This is a genomic window from Geminicoccus sp., assembly GCF_036263595.1.
Classification (GTDB): domain Bacteria; phylum Pseudomonadota; class Alphaproteobacteria; order Geminicoccales; family Geminicoccaceae; genus Geminicoccus.
On record NZ_DATAGQ010000090.1, the window covers coordinates 1 to 15,648 of the forward strand.

The 15,648-nt window shown below is 60.9% G+C and carries 11 protein-coding genes; 3 read left to right on the plus strand and 8 right to left on the minus strand.

Annotated elements, in window-relative coordinates:
* Together VHL31_RS07685 and VHL31_RS07690 are read left to right on the plus strand one after the other, a co-directional pair.
* Positions 1–120, plus strand: a 120-nt coding sequence (locus VHL31_RS07685; protein WP_329660631.1) for an integrase core domain-containing protein, incomplete at its 5' end; no start/stop codon positions are given.
* A 461-nt stretch (positions 121–581) separates the two neighbouring features.
* On the plus strand, positions 582–1,673 hold the full coding sequence (locus VHL31_RS07690; RefSeq protein ID WP_329660621.1) for an IS630 family transposase: 1,092 nt from the start codon (positions 582–584) through the stop codon (positions 1,671–1,673).
* Positions 1,674–1,894: 221 nt separating this feature from the next.
* Here VHL31_RS07690 and VHL31_RS07695 read toward each other — a convergent pair whose 3' ends face one another.
* From VHL31_RS07695 to VHL31_RS07735, 8 genes are all read right to left on the minus strand, one after another.
* The gene (locus tag VHL31_RS07695; protein ID WP_329660622.1) at positions 1,895–2,713 is read right to left on the minus strand and encodes a hypothetical protein; all 819 of its coding nucleotides are present in this window, start codon (positions 2,711–2,713) and stop codon (positions 1,895–1,897) included.
* A 211-nt stretch (positions 2,714–2,924) separates the two neighbouring features.
* On the minus strand, positions 2,925–4,880 hold the full coding sequence (locus tag VHL31_RS07700; RefSeq protein ID WP_329660623.1) for a caspase family protein: 1,956 nt from the start codon (positions 4,878–4,880) through the stop codon (positions 2,925–2,927).
* A gap of 1,272 nt (positions 4,881–6,152) precedes the next feature.
* Positions 6,153–6,575: a hypothetical protein gene (locus VHL31_RS07710; protein ID WP_329660624.1), complete on the minus strand. Its 423-nt coding sequence runs from the start codon at positions 6,573–6,575 to the stop codon at positions 6,153–6,155.
* A 128-nt stretch (positions 6,576–6,703) separates the two neighbouring features.
* The gene (locus tag VHL31_RS07715) at positions 6,704–7,372 is read right to left on the minus strand and encodes a hypothetical protein (RefSeq protein ID WP_329660625.1); all 669 of its coding nucleotides are present in this window, start codon (positions 7,370–7,372) and stop codon (positions 6,704–6,706) included.
* Positions 7,373–7,640: 268 nt separating this feature from the next.
* On the minus strand, positions 7,641–9,212 hold the full coding sequence (locus VHL31_RS07720; protein ID WP_329660626.1) for a virulence-associated E family protein: 1,572 nt from the start codon (positions 9,210–9,212) through the stop codon (positions 7,641–7,643).
* Positions 9,199–10,305 (minus strand): PriCT-2 domain-containing protein, encoded by a 1,107-nt coding sequence (locus VHL31_RS07725; RefSeq protein WP_329660627.1) that lies wholly within the window; start codon positions 10,303–10,305, stop codon positions 9,199–9,201. Before VHL31_RS07725 ends, VHL31_RS07720 begins: the two co-directional genes overlap by 14 nt.
* A 309-nt stretch (positions 10,306–10,614) precedes the next feature.
* Entirely contained in the window at positions 10,615–11,076 is a 462-nt protein-coding gene (locus VHL31_RS07730; RefSeq protein WP_329660628.1) for a hypothetical protein, read from the minus strand.
* A complete protein-coding gene (locus tag VHL31_RS07735) occupies positions 11,073–12,335 on the minus strand; it encodes a site-specific integrase (protein ID WP_329660629.1) in 1,263 nt (420 codons plus the stop codon). The genes VHL31_RS07730 and VHL31_RS07735 overlap by 4 nt, the downstream gene beginning before the upstream one ends.
* Positions 12,336–13,251: 916 nt before the next feature.
* Between VHL31_RS07735 and VHL31_RS07740 the strand changes: the two genes are divergently transcribed.
* The gene (locus VHL31_RS07740) at positions 13,252–15,519 is read left to right on the plus strand and encodes a PAS domain-containing protein (RefSeq protein WP_329660630.1); all 2,268 of its coding nucleotides are present in this window, start codon (positions 13,252–13,254) and stop codon (positions 15,517–15,519) included.
* Positions 15,520–15,648 lie beyond the last annotated feature (129 nt).

The window sequence follows — 15,648 nt, forward strand, 5'->3', positions numbered from 1 at the left end:
CTGTCCATGGCAGATGCCCGGGACCGGATCGAGCAATGGAGGAAAGGGTACAACAAGGATCGACCTCACATGGCCCTGGGCGGGTTGACCCCACATGCCTACGCAGCTCAAGTTAACTAGGTCCGAAAACTTGCATAGGCCCCGGACCATAAACGGGGTCAGGACCAAGCCAGTCATGCACTACACTCAACCCGGACCAACCCAATGGGGGCTGGCCAGTCGACTCCCGACTTAGCTCCATCATCGCGCTGTTGATCCCGACAAGCGTCAGCTGGGATTTCGAGAGGAAGGAAAGGTTCGTCCGGGGCGCAGCCCAAATCGCGGATTTCACCGCGTGGGACGCCGATCGCCTGATGTATGGCTGCCAGGATGAGGTGCGTGCGGCACCCGGATTACCGCTAACGCCTCGTCGGGGGAAGCGACGGCGAAGCCAAGCTGTTTGGTGCAATTAGGAGTGTGTAGGCCGCCCCGGTACCCTCCGGCCGGTTTGTTTCGCGGACATACTAGTGGTCCGAGTTAGAGGTTTACTTGCACTTTGGGTGAAGTGGGCGATGGTGGCTCCCTTGGTAGGGGAGGCTGCGATGGCTCGCGGACCGAAAGCGATTGCACTTGAACTGACCGCGGTCGAACGGGCGGCGCTGGAGAACCTAGTCCGGCGTCGCAAGGTGAGTCAGGCGCTGGCGCAGCGTGCTCGTGTGGTGCTGGCCTGTGCTGAGCCGGAGGCCACCAATCTTGGGGTGGCCAGAACGCTGGGGGTGAGTCGGCCGACGGTGGCCCTGTGGCGTCGGCGTTTTGCCTTGCATCGACTTGAGGGCCTGGTCGATGCGCCACGTGCGGGGGCGCCAAGGCAGATCAATGACCAGGCAGTCGAGCATCTGATCGCGTTGACCCTGGAGGAGATGCCAATCAACGCCACCCACTGGAGCACCCGATTGATGGCCAGGCGGGCCGGGATGAGCCAGACAGCGGTGAGCCGGATCTGGCGGGCCTTTGGTCTGCGGCCGCACCGGGTGGAGACGTTCAAGCTCTCGACCGATCCGGCCTTCGTGGAGAAGGTCCGCGATGTGGTCGGCCTGTACCTGAACCCGCCGGACCGGGCGCTGGTGCTGTGCGTCGATGAGAAGCCGCAGATCCAGGCCCTGCGACCGACTGCACCAGTCCTGCCGCTACGCCCGGGACAATCCGAGCGTCACACGCACGACTATCGACGCTGCGGCACGACCGACCTGTTCGCGGCCTTGGACATCAAGGCCGGCACCGTCATCGGCCGCTGCCAGCGTCGGCACCGCAGCATCGAGTTCCGCGCCTTCCTTGACACGATCGAGGCAAGCGTACCGGCGGATGCCAACGTTCATGTCGTGCTGGACAATGCCGCCACCCACAAGACCCGGATCGTCCACGACTGGCTCGTGAAGCGACCGCGCTTCCACCTGCACTTCACCCCGACCAGCGCCTCCTGGCTCAACTTGGTCGAGTGCTGGTTCGCCCTGCTAACCCGGCGCCGGCTCGACCGCGGCGTGTTCACCTGCACCCAGGAGTTGGAAGAGGTAATCCAACGCTACATCGAGGACGTGAACCAGGACCCGAGGCCATTCGTCTGGATCAAGAGCGCCGATACCATCCTCGCCAGCGTCGCTCGCTTCTGCCAACGAACCTCTAACTCGGACCACTAGATGGCGTCGAAAAAGCCAACGGTTAGAAGGAAAGCCAGAGGGGGTTTTTAAGGGGAGTTGTGGACCCCGGACGAAGCGGCGGGCGCCTGGGTGCAGTGTCGGACATTGGTGCTCGGTTTCGGTGCCTGCCGCCTGCGGCAGGTTGACGGGCTCGTGCCCAGGGAGGCGTCCGGCCCGGCCGCGCGCTCGCGCTTCAACAGTCGAGTACGATCGGGCGCGGATCACCCCTTGAGCGCGTCGAGGATATGCACGACGACGTTCGGGTCGCCGAGGTAGCCGACGATCCCGTGCCGATTGTCAGTGTGGTTCAGGACGGTGTCGTTGTTCTCGACGGCCGGCGTGACGGGGAACGAGGTCGCATCCAGGGGATTGAGCGCAACCACGTCGCGCTTGTCGAAGGCGTTGTACCAGGCGCCCACGGGCTTCGGGTAGCGCAGCGGCCGGAAAGGATCGCGAACCGCTCGAATGCCGAGCGGCGAGCCGACCGTCACGTACAGCGGCACCTTGAGACCTCGAGGATCGTTGCGCATCACGCTGTAGGCGACGACCGTGCCCAGCGAGTGGGCGATGACGACCGTCGGCTCGTCGGTGAACGCCGCCCTGACGATCGTGTCGACCTCGTCGCGGACGCCGGCATGGCTAGTGTAGAGGTAGACGTCTCTGAGCACGAGCTCGATCGACCTCGCGCTCAAGCCGCCGACGTTCTTGTCGAGGGCACGCAGGATCGCCTGCACCCAACGCCAGTTCAGCGGGCCCTTCTCGGTCGGGTCGTCACCGAACTCCTGCTCGATCTGCGCGTCGGTGATGCCGGCGCGCTTTCGCAGATCGTCGGCCACCTCGGCCTGGAACTGCAGGAAGGCGTCGTTCGGTTCCTCGCCCTTGGTTTGAATGTCCGCCGTCAGGGGTACGTCCTGGGCTCTTGCGTACTCGTCAAGCACGTCGCCGTAGAACGGGAATGCGACCTTCAAGTCGGCAGGAACGGACCTGTTCAGCTTCACCGCTCCCGCGGACAGCGTGTCCATCCACGTGGTCTGGAGCACGTCGGGCTCCATCCCGCCTTGGGCGCGCCCGTGAACCAGAACCAGCCTCTTTGGCGCCGAGGTCGAGGCCGTCTGCGCCGCTGCTGGAGCATGGCCTACCCCGCTGCCTGCGCTCGCGATCAGCCACGGCCACACGAGCCCAACCAACTCCCGACGATCGAGCACGGCTCGCTCTCCTTTCAGGCCATCCCTCCCGTAGGGACCGGCAATTTCAAGCCCGCAGAGCTTCAAACACCATCGAGGTGCCTTCCGAATCGAAGGTCGTCCACAACGCCGGCACAAGACGATCACGTGCACCTTCGAGCGGCTCTCGCAAGCGCACGTTTTTTACCCGCAAAAGACTCCATCCCTGATTGAGCATAGGACAAAATGGCACGACACGACCGTTGTTTACGTCATCGCCGTTGATGGTGCCATCGAGCATTGCAACATCAAAGATCTGTGCCTCCAGATCCGAGCGCATGTAATCTGCTACCGACTTTATTTGTTCCAGCAGTCCCGCCTGATTATAGGCGTAGGCCGCATAGAGGCCCAGGGTCGGATCAAGCCCCTTCAGCACCCGAATCCGATCAGCAAATGAACGCGCCGTGTCGCCTCGCGTCTCGCTACTCCCCTCGATTCGAAAGACCCCGTACTGTGCTGCCGTGGCTACCGTGGCACGAAGGCGATCGAGTTGTTCCCTCTTGCCTTCGTAGTCGGACCACCTCCAATTCGTAGGCATTGGCGTATAGCTTACATTGATGACCCGGCCGTTCGATATCGTAATTGACCCCGTATAGCCCGGCAGGCAGGCGAGCACTGTCCCGAGACCGCTCCCGAAGCGCATCGCCATTGTTGTCGGACGATTTAGCTCTCCCTCCGCTTGCACGACTCCGTCCGCGACTTTCACCTTCAGTGATGAATTATCAGCTTTTACTTCGCTTATGATATCTCCGGTAGCATTAAACAGGATTATTTCTGTCCGGGCGTTCCGATTAACTGTATTGCGATTGACATCGTGTGTACGTCTGTCGGACTTCACAATGTCGGTTAGCTTTGCGTGAAATCCGCTCTCCTCCGACCCTTTGATTAGAGCTTCCTGTGTTGCCGACACCGGTGACCCTATGCCAGCACCCACTGCTTCAAGGGCGTTGTTGGCAACGTCCACGATACTGGCAACGGTCGGCAGCGGAGTGATAACTGGTGGTGGAGAATTGTCGCTGATGCCCGCCGTCCCCGCCGTCCCCGCCGTCCCGACGCAGGCGCTGGTCCCGACCGTCGCGCCGGGACCGACCGGCGTGCTGCTGCCGGGGCTGCCGAAGCCAGTCATTGGGAATAGTTGAATACGTCCGATGTATGCACTGTCACCACATTCTAACCATGCATCTGGAGTTTGTTGCAGTTTTAATGACCGAGCAGCGATCCGCCTGGGGACTTCACGCTTGAGATACGGCTTAAGTTTTCGAATTGATATAACAGGCTGCCCGTCGACCGTATTCACTATTTCGGCGGGTGGGTTCTGAAGTGCGTCAAGAAAAGTTAACGTGTAAATTCCAGCGAAGTTCGCGACACTGTCAGTTACCTTCATTTCGAAGGAGGGCTCGCCTGGTAAAGCGGCGAAGAAACGATCAATTTCTGAACTTCCTGCAGTCTGACTACTCGGGTTGGGAAAGACAATCTGGCCTTTGACACCGTCAGCACCGAGGCTGCTGGCAGTAGATCGGCAAGCGTCAGAAATGAACACCACATTGGGGATACCACTTCGTCGGGCGAGATCGACACTCTCGATAAGGCTTATTGCCTCTGCCGGGTTGTAGGGAGCATTGGACAGAAGCCAATATTCTGAGTAACTGTTCCAAAACCCGTGACCGGAGAAATAGAAGACGAACTGATCGTACACGCCAGACTCAACAATGCCGGCAACAGCGTTGAAAACATCATTGGCTTGAACGGAATTGTTGTTCTCATCGGTGAGAAAGGTGACGTCAAAACCCTCTCTCGCCAACCATTCACCGAAATGTCTCGCGCCGGATGCCGCGGCCCGAAGGATTGGGAGACCACGCGTTCTGTCGACGCCGACGACGATTGCCGCTCGCTTGAGGTTAGTCTGCGCATTTGCGGCTTGCACTCGACTCAGGGCAGCAGATGCTGTGGCGGAGAGAAGGAGACCGCGCCTCGGTAACACCATCGTCCATCCTCCATCTTCTGCACCGGCAGCGCTTGAGTGCTGAGAACTGTGCGGGAGACTGGGTGCCGGGCCGCCGATAAGGCGGCGGTTCGTGCTGGCATCTCGTTGACCTCGACGCCGTTTCAAAATTGACACCCTGGACGACCTTCCGCAACTAGTTCTTGCCCTTCAGGCAGCGCCGAGTCTTGCTCCGGCAGGACCGCGCCAAGCCGATCGTTGATGACCTGGAGCTGAAGCTGGCGTGGAACACCTGTGGCTTCCTCGGCGGGCGACCGACGGGACGGGTCAACAGGGGGCCGATCCGCGTTTGAAAGACCACGTTGGTGGGGAGACGGATGGCATACCCGATCCGCTCGGCCTCCAGCAGCTCGTAGAGTCCGGCGCAAATGGTGGCAGCGCTACCGTGCTGATGGTGTTGCCGGCCTGTAAACACGCAGCTCTCGACCGCACCGCTCGCCAAGCCGACGGGTCTTCCAGCAAGACGAGGCCCTGATCCTGGAACAGCGCCGCAGCCGGCGGCTCGGGATCAAGCGCCTTCGCAATGAGCTCATCCGCGAGCATGCCCTTAAACTCGCGCTGGATACCATCCACAAGGTCCTGATCCGGCACGGCGAGCGGTACCTCAAGCGCCGGCCGTTACGGCGCAAGGGCACCAAGCGCTACAGCCGGCCTGTTCCTTGCGATCGTGTCCAGGTCGATGTCTGTAAGATTGCGCCGAAGCTCTACCAGTACATCGCCATCGACGACTGCTCGCGCTTCCAGGTTGTCGGCCTCTATCCCCGCCGCACCGCCACCAACACTATCCACTTCCTCGAACGCGTGCGGTAGGAGATGCCCTTTGCCATTCAGCGCATCCAGACCGACCGCGGGCCAGGAGTTCTTCGCCCACAAGGTCCAGGACCAGCTACGCGACTGGCACTCGGCCGATTCGGCCGCACTCCCCGCACCTGAACGGCAAGATCGAGCCAGCCCAACAAACGGCCTCTAAGAGTTTCGGCCGACCGTGGATCTAATGGACACGACTCTCTTCAGCCAGCTCGACGACTGGCAGACCTTCTACAGTCGAGCCGCAAAGCGGATCGAAGCAGCGTTCGCACGGCCCACTTGGCGGCCGCACGCCGAATGACCGGATCTGCTAGCTGATCGCCAAGACCCCTCTCAGCGAGGAAGTCTGAGCTGCCTACGACTCTACCAACGAACGCGTCCGCACCCAGGACTACCACTGGGATGCCACCTTCGCGCGCATGCAACGACGAACACGGACCCTACAAGTCAGTGCCTCTCTAAGGACGTAATGTTGCCACCAAGCAGAGGCGAACCAGAAGTCCTCCTCTCGCTGAGGATGCCGGCGTCACCGCGGACCGATGACTGGATAGTCAGTCGCAGCTTGGTGGCGAGCATCACGGCCATGGTCGTCAGCCTGCTGACTATCTCGACCTGCTCAGCGAAGTGGCCAACGTCAGCCGCGTCGATCGTGTCCAGCAGATCGCTTGCCCGACGCAGCAGCACCAGCGTCCGGCAGTAATGTGCGAGAAGCTGGAGGTTGCCCTCTGCGAAGTAGTCGTCCGGGCGGGCGGCCACGATCCGCTCCCAGTGCTGCCGCGCTTCCTGATTGAGAGCTGCCGGTGCTGCGGGTTGCAAGCCGCCGACATGTAGATTGCCAGTTGCTATCGCAGCAGTTGAAGACTTGGACATGCACTCGCTCCTCTAATAGCTGGATTCACATGTGTAGCAGAATGACAGGCCCAATCCGGTCCATCGCAGCAGATCCATGGGAATTGGCTACCCCCTGGGTCCTTACGGCGAGAGGCTGCTTGATCCGCCTAGGCAGCGCGGACCAGTCGATTGGCCCTTCTCTGTGCAATCTCTTCCTTGGCAAGCCGCCTCCATTCATCCGGCGTGCCGTCGAATTGGAACTCGCCGATAGTTGACAAGACGCACTCAGATTCTTCACGGCTGTCGCTGAAGTATAGGATCTCACTGCGCTTCACCGTCCGACGCAGCACGATTGGCGATCCAAAATGTGGAAATCGCATCGCGAACCAGGCTGCCACCGAGCGTCTTGTCGTCCACGACCAGCCGCACAACGCTTCTTCCCAGGGAATCCCGCAGGTGCCCCGCCAGACCGTCACCTCATCCGGGAGCATCGACAGATCAAAGTTGGCTGCGCGGAACCACTTGATGAGTTCCGGGCGTGTACGCGCAGCCCGTTGAACTTCAGAATGACGGCGAAGCCAGGCGGATGAGAGGGCCGCCCGTAGACACTCTTCCGACAACCCCATCAAGTACACCCACTTCACGAAAAGCCCTACATGCCAGCCATCGTAGGCGAGCGTGAGTGATTTGACCGCCTCGACATCATTGTCTGCTGCCCGCTGGAGATCTTCATGTCCTGATCTAAAGAATGCACGACGATGTAGTTCCTGCCTGATTTCCTCGACCTTCTCCCGGCGTCGCCGGTCATTGAAGCGTAGCTTGGGCTGATTGATCATCTGCGGTTTCCCTAACGGCATGGTGATGTTGGTGGGTGGTCAAGTTGCGGCACATCATTGGTATCGTGTCTTGTGACCCGGTGACCCGCGTGACCCCAAATTCTGTTAATGATATACGCCAATACAACATGATCATTCTGTATATCACATGTGCTGTAGCTTTCGGGACCACGGGTCACGCGGGTCACACGGGTCACACGGGTCACGACGAGGTTCTCGCCGTGCTCTGTCAGTGCCTTGGTCGTGACCCGTCGCCGTGACCCGTTGCTCATGACGGGTCACCCTCAGGCCTGATGTACCCCCAGCCGGACCAGGTTCCGATCCGGACCCGGTCGCGGACCCAGCCAGCGCCGCGCAGGATGGCAGCGACCCGCTTTTGAGCGTGCTGGTCCTGGCGATCCCGGTCCATCTCCACCGCGTCCAGCAGGACGTCGGAGATGCGGACCTTGCTGCTGAACTGCCGGTTGGCCCATTCTAGGACGGCGTCCTGCCAGGGATCACCGACGCGCCGCGCTTCCTGCTCTTCCTTCGCGTCGATCTTCTCGTCGTTGCTCAGCCACCAAGGCTCGCCCGACCTGTACGCAAGGTCCGCCTCGGCCCAAAGCTGCGGCATGACCGTCTTCAGGCCATCGACGTCGATTCTGGTCACCTTGACCGGCCAGAACCGCCTGTTCCCCGTCTCGTCATGGAAGTAATGGTCCTGGTTCGTGCTGCCGACGAAGATGCATTGCCTGGGAAAATCCTGAGACCGGCGCCCGTAGGACGGCCTGTAATGATCGATCCGGCGGGTCATGAAGGCCTTCATCGGCTCCACGTCGGCCTTCTTCATGGCTGACAGTTCCGCCAGTTCGATTATCCACTTGCCACGAAGATCCTGGGCAGCGTCTTTCGTGCCGAGGTCCGAGACGGAATCGGTGAACCAGATCGGCTTGATCGCGATCGCTTCCGCGATCATGGACTTGCCGAGGTCCTGCGGTCCTTCGAGGATCAGGCAGTTGTCGACCTTGCAGCCGGGATTCCTGACCCTGGCGATGCCGGCGATGAGCGTCTTCCGGCCGACCGTACGAGCGTAGGGTGTGTCTGCGACACCGAGATAGTCGATCAGCCAAGTATCGAGTCGCTTGGTCTCATCCCACTTTTGAGCGTTCAGGTACTCACGGACGGGATGGAACGGGTTCTCGGCTGCGACCAACTGGACACCGGCGGCCACGGTCGTGACCTTGACCGGGACGTCCCTGGTCTGCAGCCAGTCCGCCAGCCGGAGGTCGTCGGCATCCGTCCAGTCCTCCCACTCTGTTCCAGCCTGCCAGGGCATGCCCTTAGAAACGGCAGAGTTCGACAACTCGTCCAGGCGGATCTTGCCGATGAATGCCCGGTCATTGCGAAGCACGACCGCTACGTTGGCCACGCAGTCTCTGGGATCGCCCCTGTCAGTGGCTTTCAGCCCCCACCACCACTTGGGCACGTCTGTCTTGGCCGATGCGGTTGAGCGGACCTTTTCTGCCATCTCCAGGAGCTTCACGACCCGCTTGTCGGCGTGGACGCCCTTCAGTCGATAGCTTTCTCCATGCGGATAGGCGCGGAGCACCGGCTTGAGGTCAACGTCGGTTAGCCGCCTGGCGAGATAGGACGCCAGCGCCGCGTCCTTTGCCCGAGGCGACTGGTTCTTGCTTCGGCCGATTTTGACGCCCCTGAACCAGGCATCGTGGAGCACGGCATCGATGCTCACCAGGTCCTGGAACGCCTGCGGCATGCTGGCGAGAAGAGCCTGCAGGTGGTCGGCGTCAGATGTGTCGGCACCGTCATCGACGAGGTTGTCGAGAGCATTAGCGGAGGCCATGGCGTGCCTCCTTCTTGAGAAGAGCGTTACGGCGGATTGTGTCGAAGTCGATATGAACCGATTCTGCTGCTTCCTTCGTAGCGGCGTTCAGGATCAGCTGTGGTGCAGGTTGCCACCCGTTCTGGCGCGCCAGGTAGTATAGTGTCCCGGCACCACGACTGTGCGGGCGGAAGCCCGACCAGGTTCGCTTCGTTGTATTGGCCGCATACTTGCTCGATCGCCTGGACCACGTGTCAAACAGGTCCCAGCCGTCCTCGCCGAGTGCGCCCTTGATGGCCATACCGATGGCGATCCAGTCGTCCCAGCAGAGATCCGCATTCGGAATCCAATCGAGCGAGTCAACGATTGCTTCAGGCGTTCCTCGGAGGTCGTGGCCGGAAGTCATCGCAGTTCGAGATCGACATGCGCTCAGGCGGCGCTGGCGCAGTCGCTCGGGGATCATCTCGAAGGCTTCCCGGAGAAACTTGTGGACCTGATGCTCTGTTAGGACCGGCAGGTCATCGTGATGCACCTCAAGGATCTCGTCGCCGAACGGGTAGAAGTAGGGCAGGCCGGTTCCGCTGTGCGTGTTGTAGATCACGGTCTGATTGCCGGCGCCGAGTCCCTCAAGGGGATGCAATTTGATCGGCCTAATCGGCTTAGGCGTCCTGTAGATTGCCGACCACTTCGTCGGTTGTCCGACCTTGGTCACTGTGGAGCCGAGCTGCTTCTCACAGTAATTTCTGATCGTCTCTGAAATGTCTGCGTCGTTGGCAACATCACAATCGATCACGAACTTATCGTTCAGGCACAGGCCGATGCCGCAGCCCGGCCAGCGCCTCCAGTGGTCAAGTTCCAGGTCGGTCGGAAGGCGCGCGCCATAGCGGCCCCAGTCCGGCATCGGGTGCCAGCTGCGGAAATAGTAGTCTCCCGGTGTTTTCGACCGCGGTATCACCGGAAGAATGTGGTGGCCCTGATCCACGAGCTTGGCACCGCGATCGCCTTCAGCCATGAAGTTGGTTTGGTTGTCGATGAGGCTGATGCTAGACTCGGCACCATTCTCGCCCGCCCGCTCGTCCTGCCAGGGACGACGGGCAACTTCTTCGCTGCTCATCGATCAGCCCGCCCGGACCGGCTGCAGCAGCTTGGTGGCCTTCCAGCGTTCGAAGTCGCTCTTCCGGACGCCCAGACGGCGGGTCGAGATTTGAACCACGGGCAATTCGCGCCGGGGCCCACGATGGAACGTGCTCTTGCTGCACCCAAGGTCGGCTATGAGGAAGTTGAAGGAAAGGACTGGATCGCGCTCAAGGGGCGCGAACACATTTGGAGACATCGATCTGCACCTTCTATAGGTGCCGTCCGGCGGCACCCAGCGTTTGGGGTGCTGCCTAATATTCACAAACTTTCAGGCGTCGCGAGACATTTAAATCGGCGAATTTTCTTCCTCGTCGCGCTCCGTCTCAAGGCGATTCTGGAACTCCTCAGCCACATATCCCGCCTTTGCGAACGCCTCACGCTCCCGTGCGGCCGCCTCCGCCACATGATCGATGAACGCGCGCCGCTCGCGATACTTCGCAGCCAGCCGCTTTGCCTTGTTTTCCCGGGTCCCACCGCCGGTAGCCTCCTCAACGACCTTCTCGGCCGCCTGGGCCGGACTCATGCCGCTCCGGACTGCTTCGTGCATCACGTCGTGAAGCAGCCGGAAGTCGCTTTCTCTGGGCCGGCCACGCTTACGGGGCTGGACACCCAGCCGGTCGATCAGGTTGAGGCCAGCGCCACGCAGTTGCTGTGCGGCCGCAAGGTAGCGGTCGTTGTCAGTCTGTTTCCACAGGCGGAAGAGCCTGAGCTTCTCGGCAGCTTCAGCCGCATCCGGACCATCTGTCATCGCATTCCTTGCATCTGCACAACGCTGTCGACGCGTTGGCTCATAACAATCCGCCCGACATGGTCGGCCCAGCGCTGAAGGGCGTCCTGTTTTTGCGCCTTGTACCTCGCGAAGTTGTAATGCTTGTGCACCCCTTCCTTCGCGGATCCAGTGTGGTTGAACACAGCGTCAACGATATGGGGGTCTTCGACTTCCTGCATATTTGTGTTGACCGTTCGCCGAAGGTCATGAAGGACCCACGCAGGAAGGGCGTCGTTTTCCAGGGGCCTCTCGCTAGGCTCCAGGGGCCTGCCAAGGCGCTGCTCTGCCCGGATGGCAGCGATCTGTCGATCCAGTGCTGCCTTGCTTCTGGAATAACCGCAGTAGCCGCCATTACCTCGACCGAACACATAATCCCGGCCTCCTCGCCGTTCGACTATGGCCAGAAGGTTCTGGACTTGTTCGCTCAGCGGGACGTCGTGCTTCTTGGCGTTTTTCGCCCGCTCACTTGGGATGGTCCAGGTCGTGCCATCAGCACTGATCTCGGACCATCGCATGCCTGCGACTTCGTCGCGCCGTTGGCCGGTCAGCAGGAGCAGGCGGACGATCTTGTAGTAGTCGCCACCACCTTCCGTGGCGTCCCAAATAGCCCTGATCTCGTCGTTGGAGAGAACCCTTTCGCGGGTTCTCTCGGGTGCGGGACGCGCCGTCCCGACAACGGGATTAGCATCTGCCAGCCCCTGCTCCATAGCCCAAGAGAATAGCTTGGAAGCCATCCCCCGCACGCGGTTCGCGGTGATGGGGCCAGAACTGCCGACCAGACGGTTTAAGAGGTCTGCGATGTGCCGACGATTGACGGTGTCTACGTCCATGTCGTGAAGACTGGAGATATGGACATTCATAGCACGGCGGGTCTCGATCAGCGTGCGGCGGCTATGATGGCGCTCAGCATATTGAGACAAGAAACGTAGGGCCAGCTCACCCACCGTCAACTTCTTGGGCGCATCTGCACGCGCCTTTCGTTCCTGCAGCGGGTCAGCGCCATCCCGGACTTGCGTCATGATCTTGCTTGCCTGGGTACGGGCATCCTTTAGACTGATGGCAGCCACCTCGCCGATGACCATCTTTCGACGCTTCTCACCATACCGCACCACCCACATGCGGCGGTCACCTTGGATGCGGACGTAAAGACCTCGAACCGCCGAGTCGGCAATTAAGGCATCGCTGGAGTCGGGTGGAGCGGCCAGCCGATCAACTTCACGCTGCGTCGAGAACGCCATGTCTGCTGACCCTATGCTTGATCTAGGGACCATTCAGGGACCAAATTGATGGTACCTAGTGGTCCCTCGAGGCATCTACAGGAACTGTCTAGCAGAGGGTCGCGAGAGCAGCACAATGAAAAGCAGTAGCTTAGGTACCCATAGAGTCTCATTAGGTGCCAATCGCATCTGCTTTGGGAGCAGAGGGTCGTCAGTTCAAATCTGACCACCCCGACCAATGAAGTCAAAGAGTTAGGTCGGCTTGGCTCGCCAGCCTTTTGCATATGGTGAGCAAAATCTGCGGCAAGAGAGGTGGTCAGTGCACCTCGTCGCGTTGTTCCCGTGTCGCGCCCACGAGCGAATTCGCTCCAGTGCCGATAGCTTTGCTCGTGCCAACAAGCGCCCACAGCTCGAACGTAACGACGGCCCGATGCCGCGCAGCAAGGCCATGAGAAAATACGCAGCGTGGACTCACCGAAAGAAATACGTACCAAGCGTCATTAGCGTCATTGCCTCATCGTCCTTACGCCTGCACGCAGGCAGGAATGCTACCATCACTACCTTCCGTAGAATGCAGCGCCACGTGCTGCCGGTATCACGATTGATCAGCTTGAGAGCTTGAGATGCGGCAGGCGCGCCCTGACGGCTCCCCTGGCAGCAGAAGATCGCCACGACAAGCCGGCGCTGCGTTTCGACCATGACGTGACGGGCCGGATCGCCTACCACCCATCCATCAGTGCCGCTTTCCAACTCAGCCAGAAACATAGTCCCAGCCATGACTGCCGATCGGATGTTAGCAGAAGCTGGGTTCTTCGCTGGCGGCGGTGAGACGGGTGCACTCGTACGCAGGCATGACTGGGCATGTACCGCGCTCGGGCCGATCGAGGATTGGTCGCAGAGCCTGAAGACCGTTGTAAGCATGCTCCTGCTATCCCCAGTGCCGATCGTGCTGCTGTGGGGCGAGGATGGCGTCATGCTGTACAACGACGCCTATTCGACCTTCGCTGGCGAACGGCATCCGCAGCTCCTGGGCTCGAAGGTACGCGAAGGCTGGCCCGAGGCCGCCGACTTCAACGACCATGTCATGAAGGTCGGGCTCGCTGGTGGCACGCTCAGCTATAAAGACCAGGAACTTACGCTTCACCGGCATGGCCGGCCCGAGCAGGTCTGGATGAACCTCGACTATTCGCCGGTCCTAAACGAGAACAATAGGCCAGCTGGTGTGATCGCCATCCTCGTGGAAACCACCGCACGCGTGCTGGCGGAACGGCGAGCGGCTTGTGAAATCGAGCGCCAGCGCCGCCTGTTCCAGCGAGCGCCGGGCTTCATTTGCGCAATGCGCGGTCCTGACCACGTGGTGGAGTTCGTCAACGACGCCTATCGACGCTTGGTTGGCGACAGGAGCCTTGTGGGCAAGCCTGTTCGCGAATGCTTTCCCGACCTGGAAGGCCAGCACTTCTTCGAGCTCCTTGATCGCGTTTTTGCGAGCGGCGAGCGCTTCGTTGCTCAAGCCTATCCTGCTCAGCTGCGCCGGGCTTCAGATGCACCGCAAGAGGACGTTCTTCTCGACTTCATCTACGAGCCGGTCACCGACGAAAGCGGACGCGTCGTTGGCATCTTCTGCGAAGGTTTTGACGTCACCGAGGCACACCGCGCCCAGGCGGCGTTGCGCGAACAGCAGGAGCTTCTGGAGCAGTTGATCGATACGTTGCCGGCGCTCGTCGCGTTCATTGATCGCGAAGGACGGTATCGTCTGCTCAACCGGACGTACGAGGACTGGTTTGGTCGCCCGCGCGGCGAGATCATCGGCAAGCACATGCGAGAAGTGCTGGGTGAAGAGGCCTTCGCGCTTCGAAAAGTTCAATTCGAGGCGGTTCTTCGCGGCGAGCGACAGACATTCGAAGCGTTCACGCCCAGGCCGGACGGGACCCGCCGCGACACAGAGCTGGAATACCTGCCCCGGCGGGCATCCGATGGCCGGGTCACAGGCTTCTTCGTCTTAGTCACCGACGTCACCGAGCGCCGCAGGATCGAACGAGCGCTGGTCGTGAGCGAGCGGCGGATGCACGCAGTGCTGGAAGCTGTGTCTGAAGCTTTCTATGCACTCGATGCAGAGTGGCGGTTCACGCTCTTCAATCGTGCGGCTGAAGAGTTCTTTGGCCTGACCCGCGCCGAGGTGCTCGGCCGCAAGCTCTGGGACGTCACGCCGCTCACCATGGGTTCCGAAATCGAGCGCTGCCTACGGCAGGTCATGGAGACCCGGACCCCCGCTCAGTATGAGGGCTATTCGGTGCGCCACCCTGACCGCTACGTCACGATGCGGATCGCCCCGAAGCGGGGTGGCGGCCTTGCCGCCTCGCTCACTGATACCACGGCCCGCAGGCGGGCAGAGGAAGCTCTGCAGCGCCTCAACGAGACGCTTGAGGCGCGAGTCGAGGAGCGAACTCGCGAGCGCAACCAAGTCTGGACGATGAGCCGTGACCTGCTGGCAGTGATGGGATTTGATGGTCGATTGAAGGCGATCAACCCGGCATGGGTCAACACGCTTGGCTTTGACGAGGCAACGCTGCTGGCCAGGGATCTTTGCCAGCAAGTTCATCCAGATGACCATGTGGCGGTCGAGGCGGCAGTGGAGCGACTGCGGCAAGGCGAGACGATCACGCGCCTGGAAGACCGGCTGCGTCATGCCGACGGCTCGTGGCGTTGGATCGCCTGGGCCCTGGTTCCCGGAGATGACGTGTTCTACGGCGTAGGCCGCGATATCACAGCCGAGAAGGAAGCGGCCGCAGCACTGGAGCAGGCACAGGCGGCTCTACGTCAGTCGCAGAAGATGGAGGTGGTGGGCCAGCTGACCGGCGGCATCGCCCATGACTTCAACAACCTTCTCGGCGCGATCGTGGGGGGCTTCGACCTGATCCAACGCAAGCCGGATGATCCCGCCAAGGTGCGTCGGTGGGCTGAACATGGGCTGGAAGCGGCCGAGCGTGGTGCCAAGCTCACCGGGCAGTTGCTTGCATTCTCGCGCACCCAGCGGATTGAGCTGAAGCCCGTGATCGTTTCCAACCTGGTCGAGGGCATGGGCGAGATGCTCGCCCGGACACTGGGTCCCATGATCCAGATCTCACTCAACTCGGACATTGGCAACGTGGCAGTGCGCTCGGACCCGACCCAGCTCGAGATGGCGATCTTGAACCTAGCTGTTTAGTCCCGGATTGTGATGGTGTAAGCTATGACCATCTGCGAAGGGACGAGCTATGGCCCAGGTTCTTCATGGCTGCGCCAAGACCACGCACGCCGTCCGAGCAGAACTACAGCGATCGAAAGCCTCGGTCGC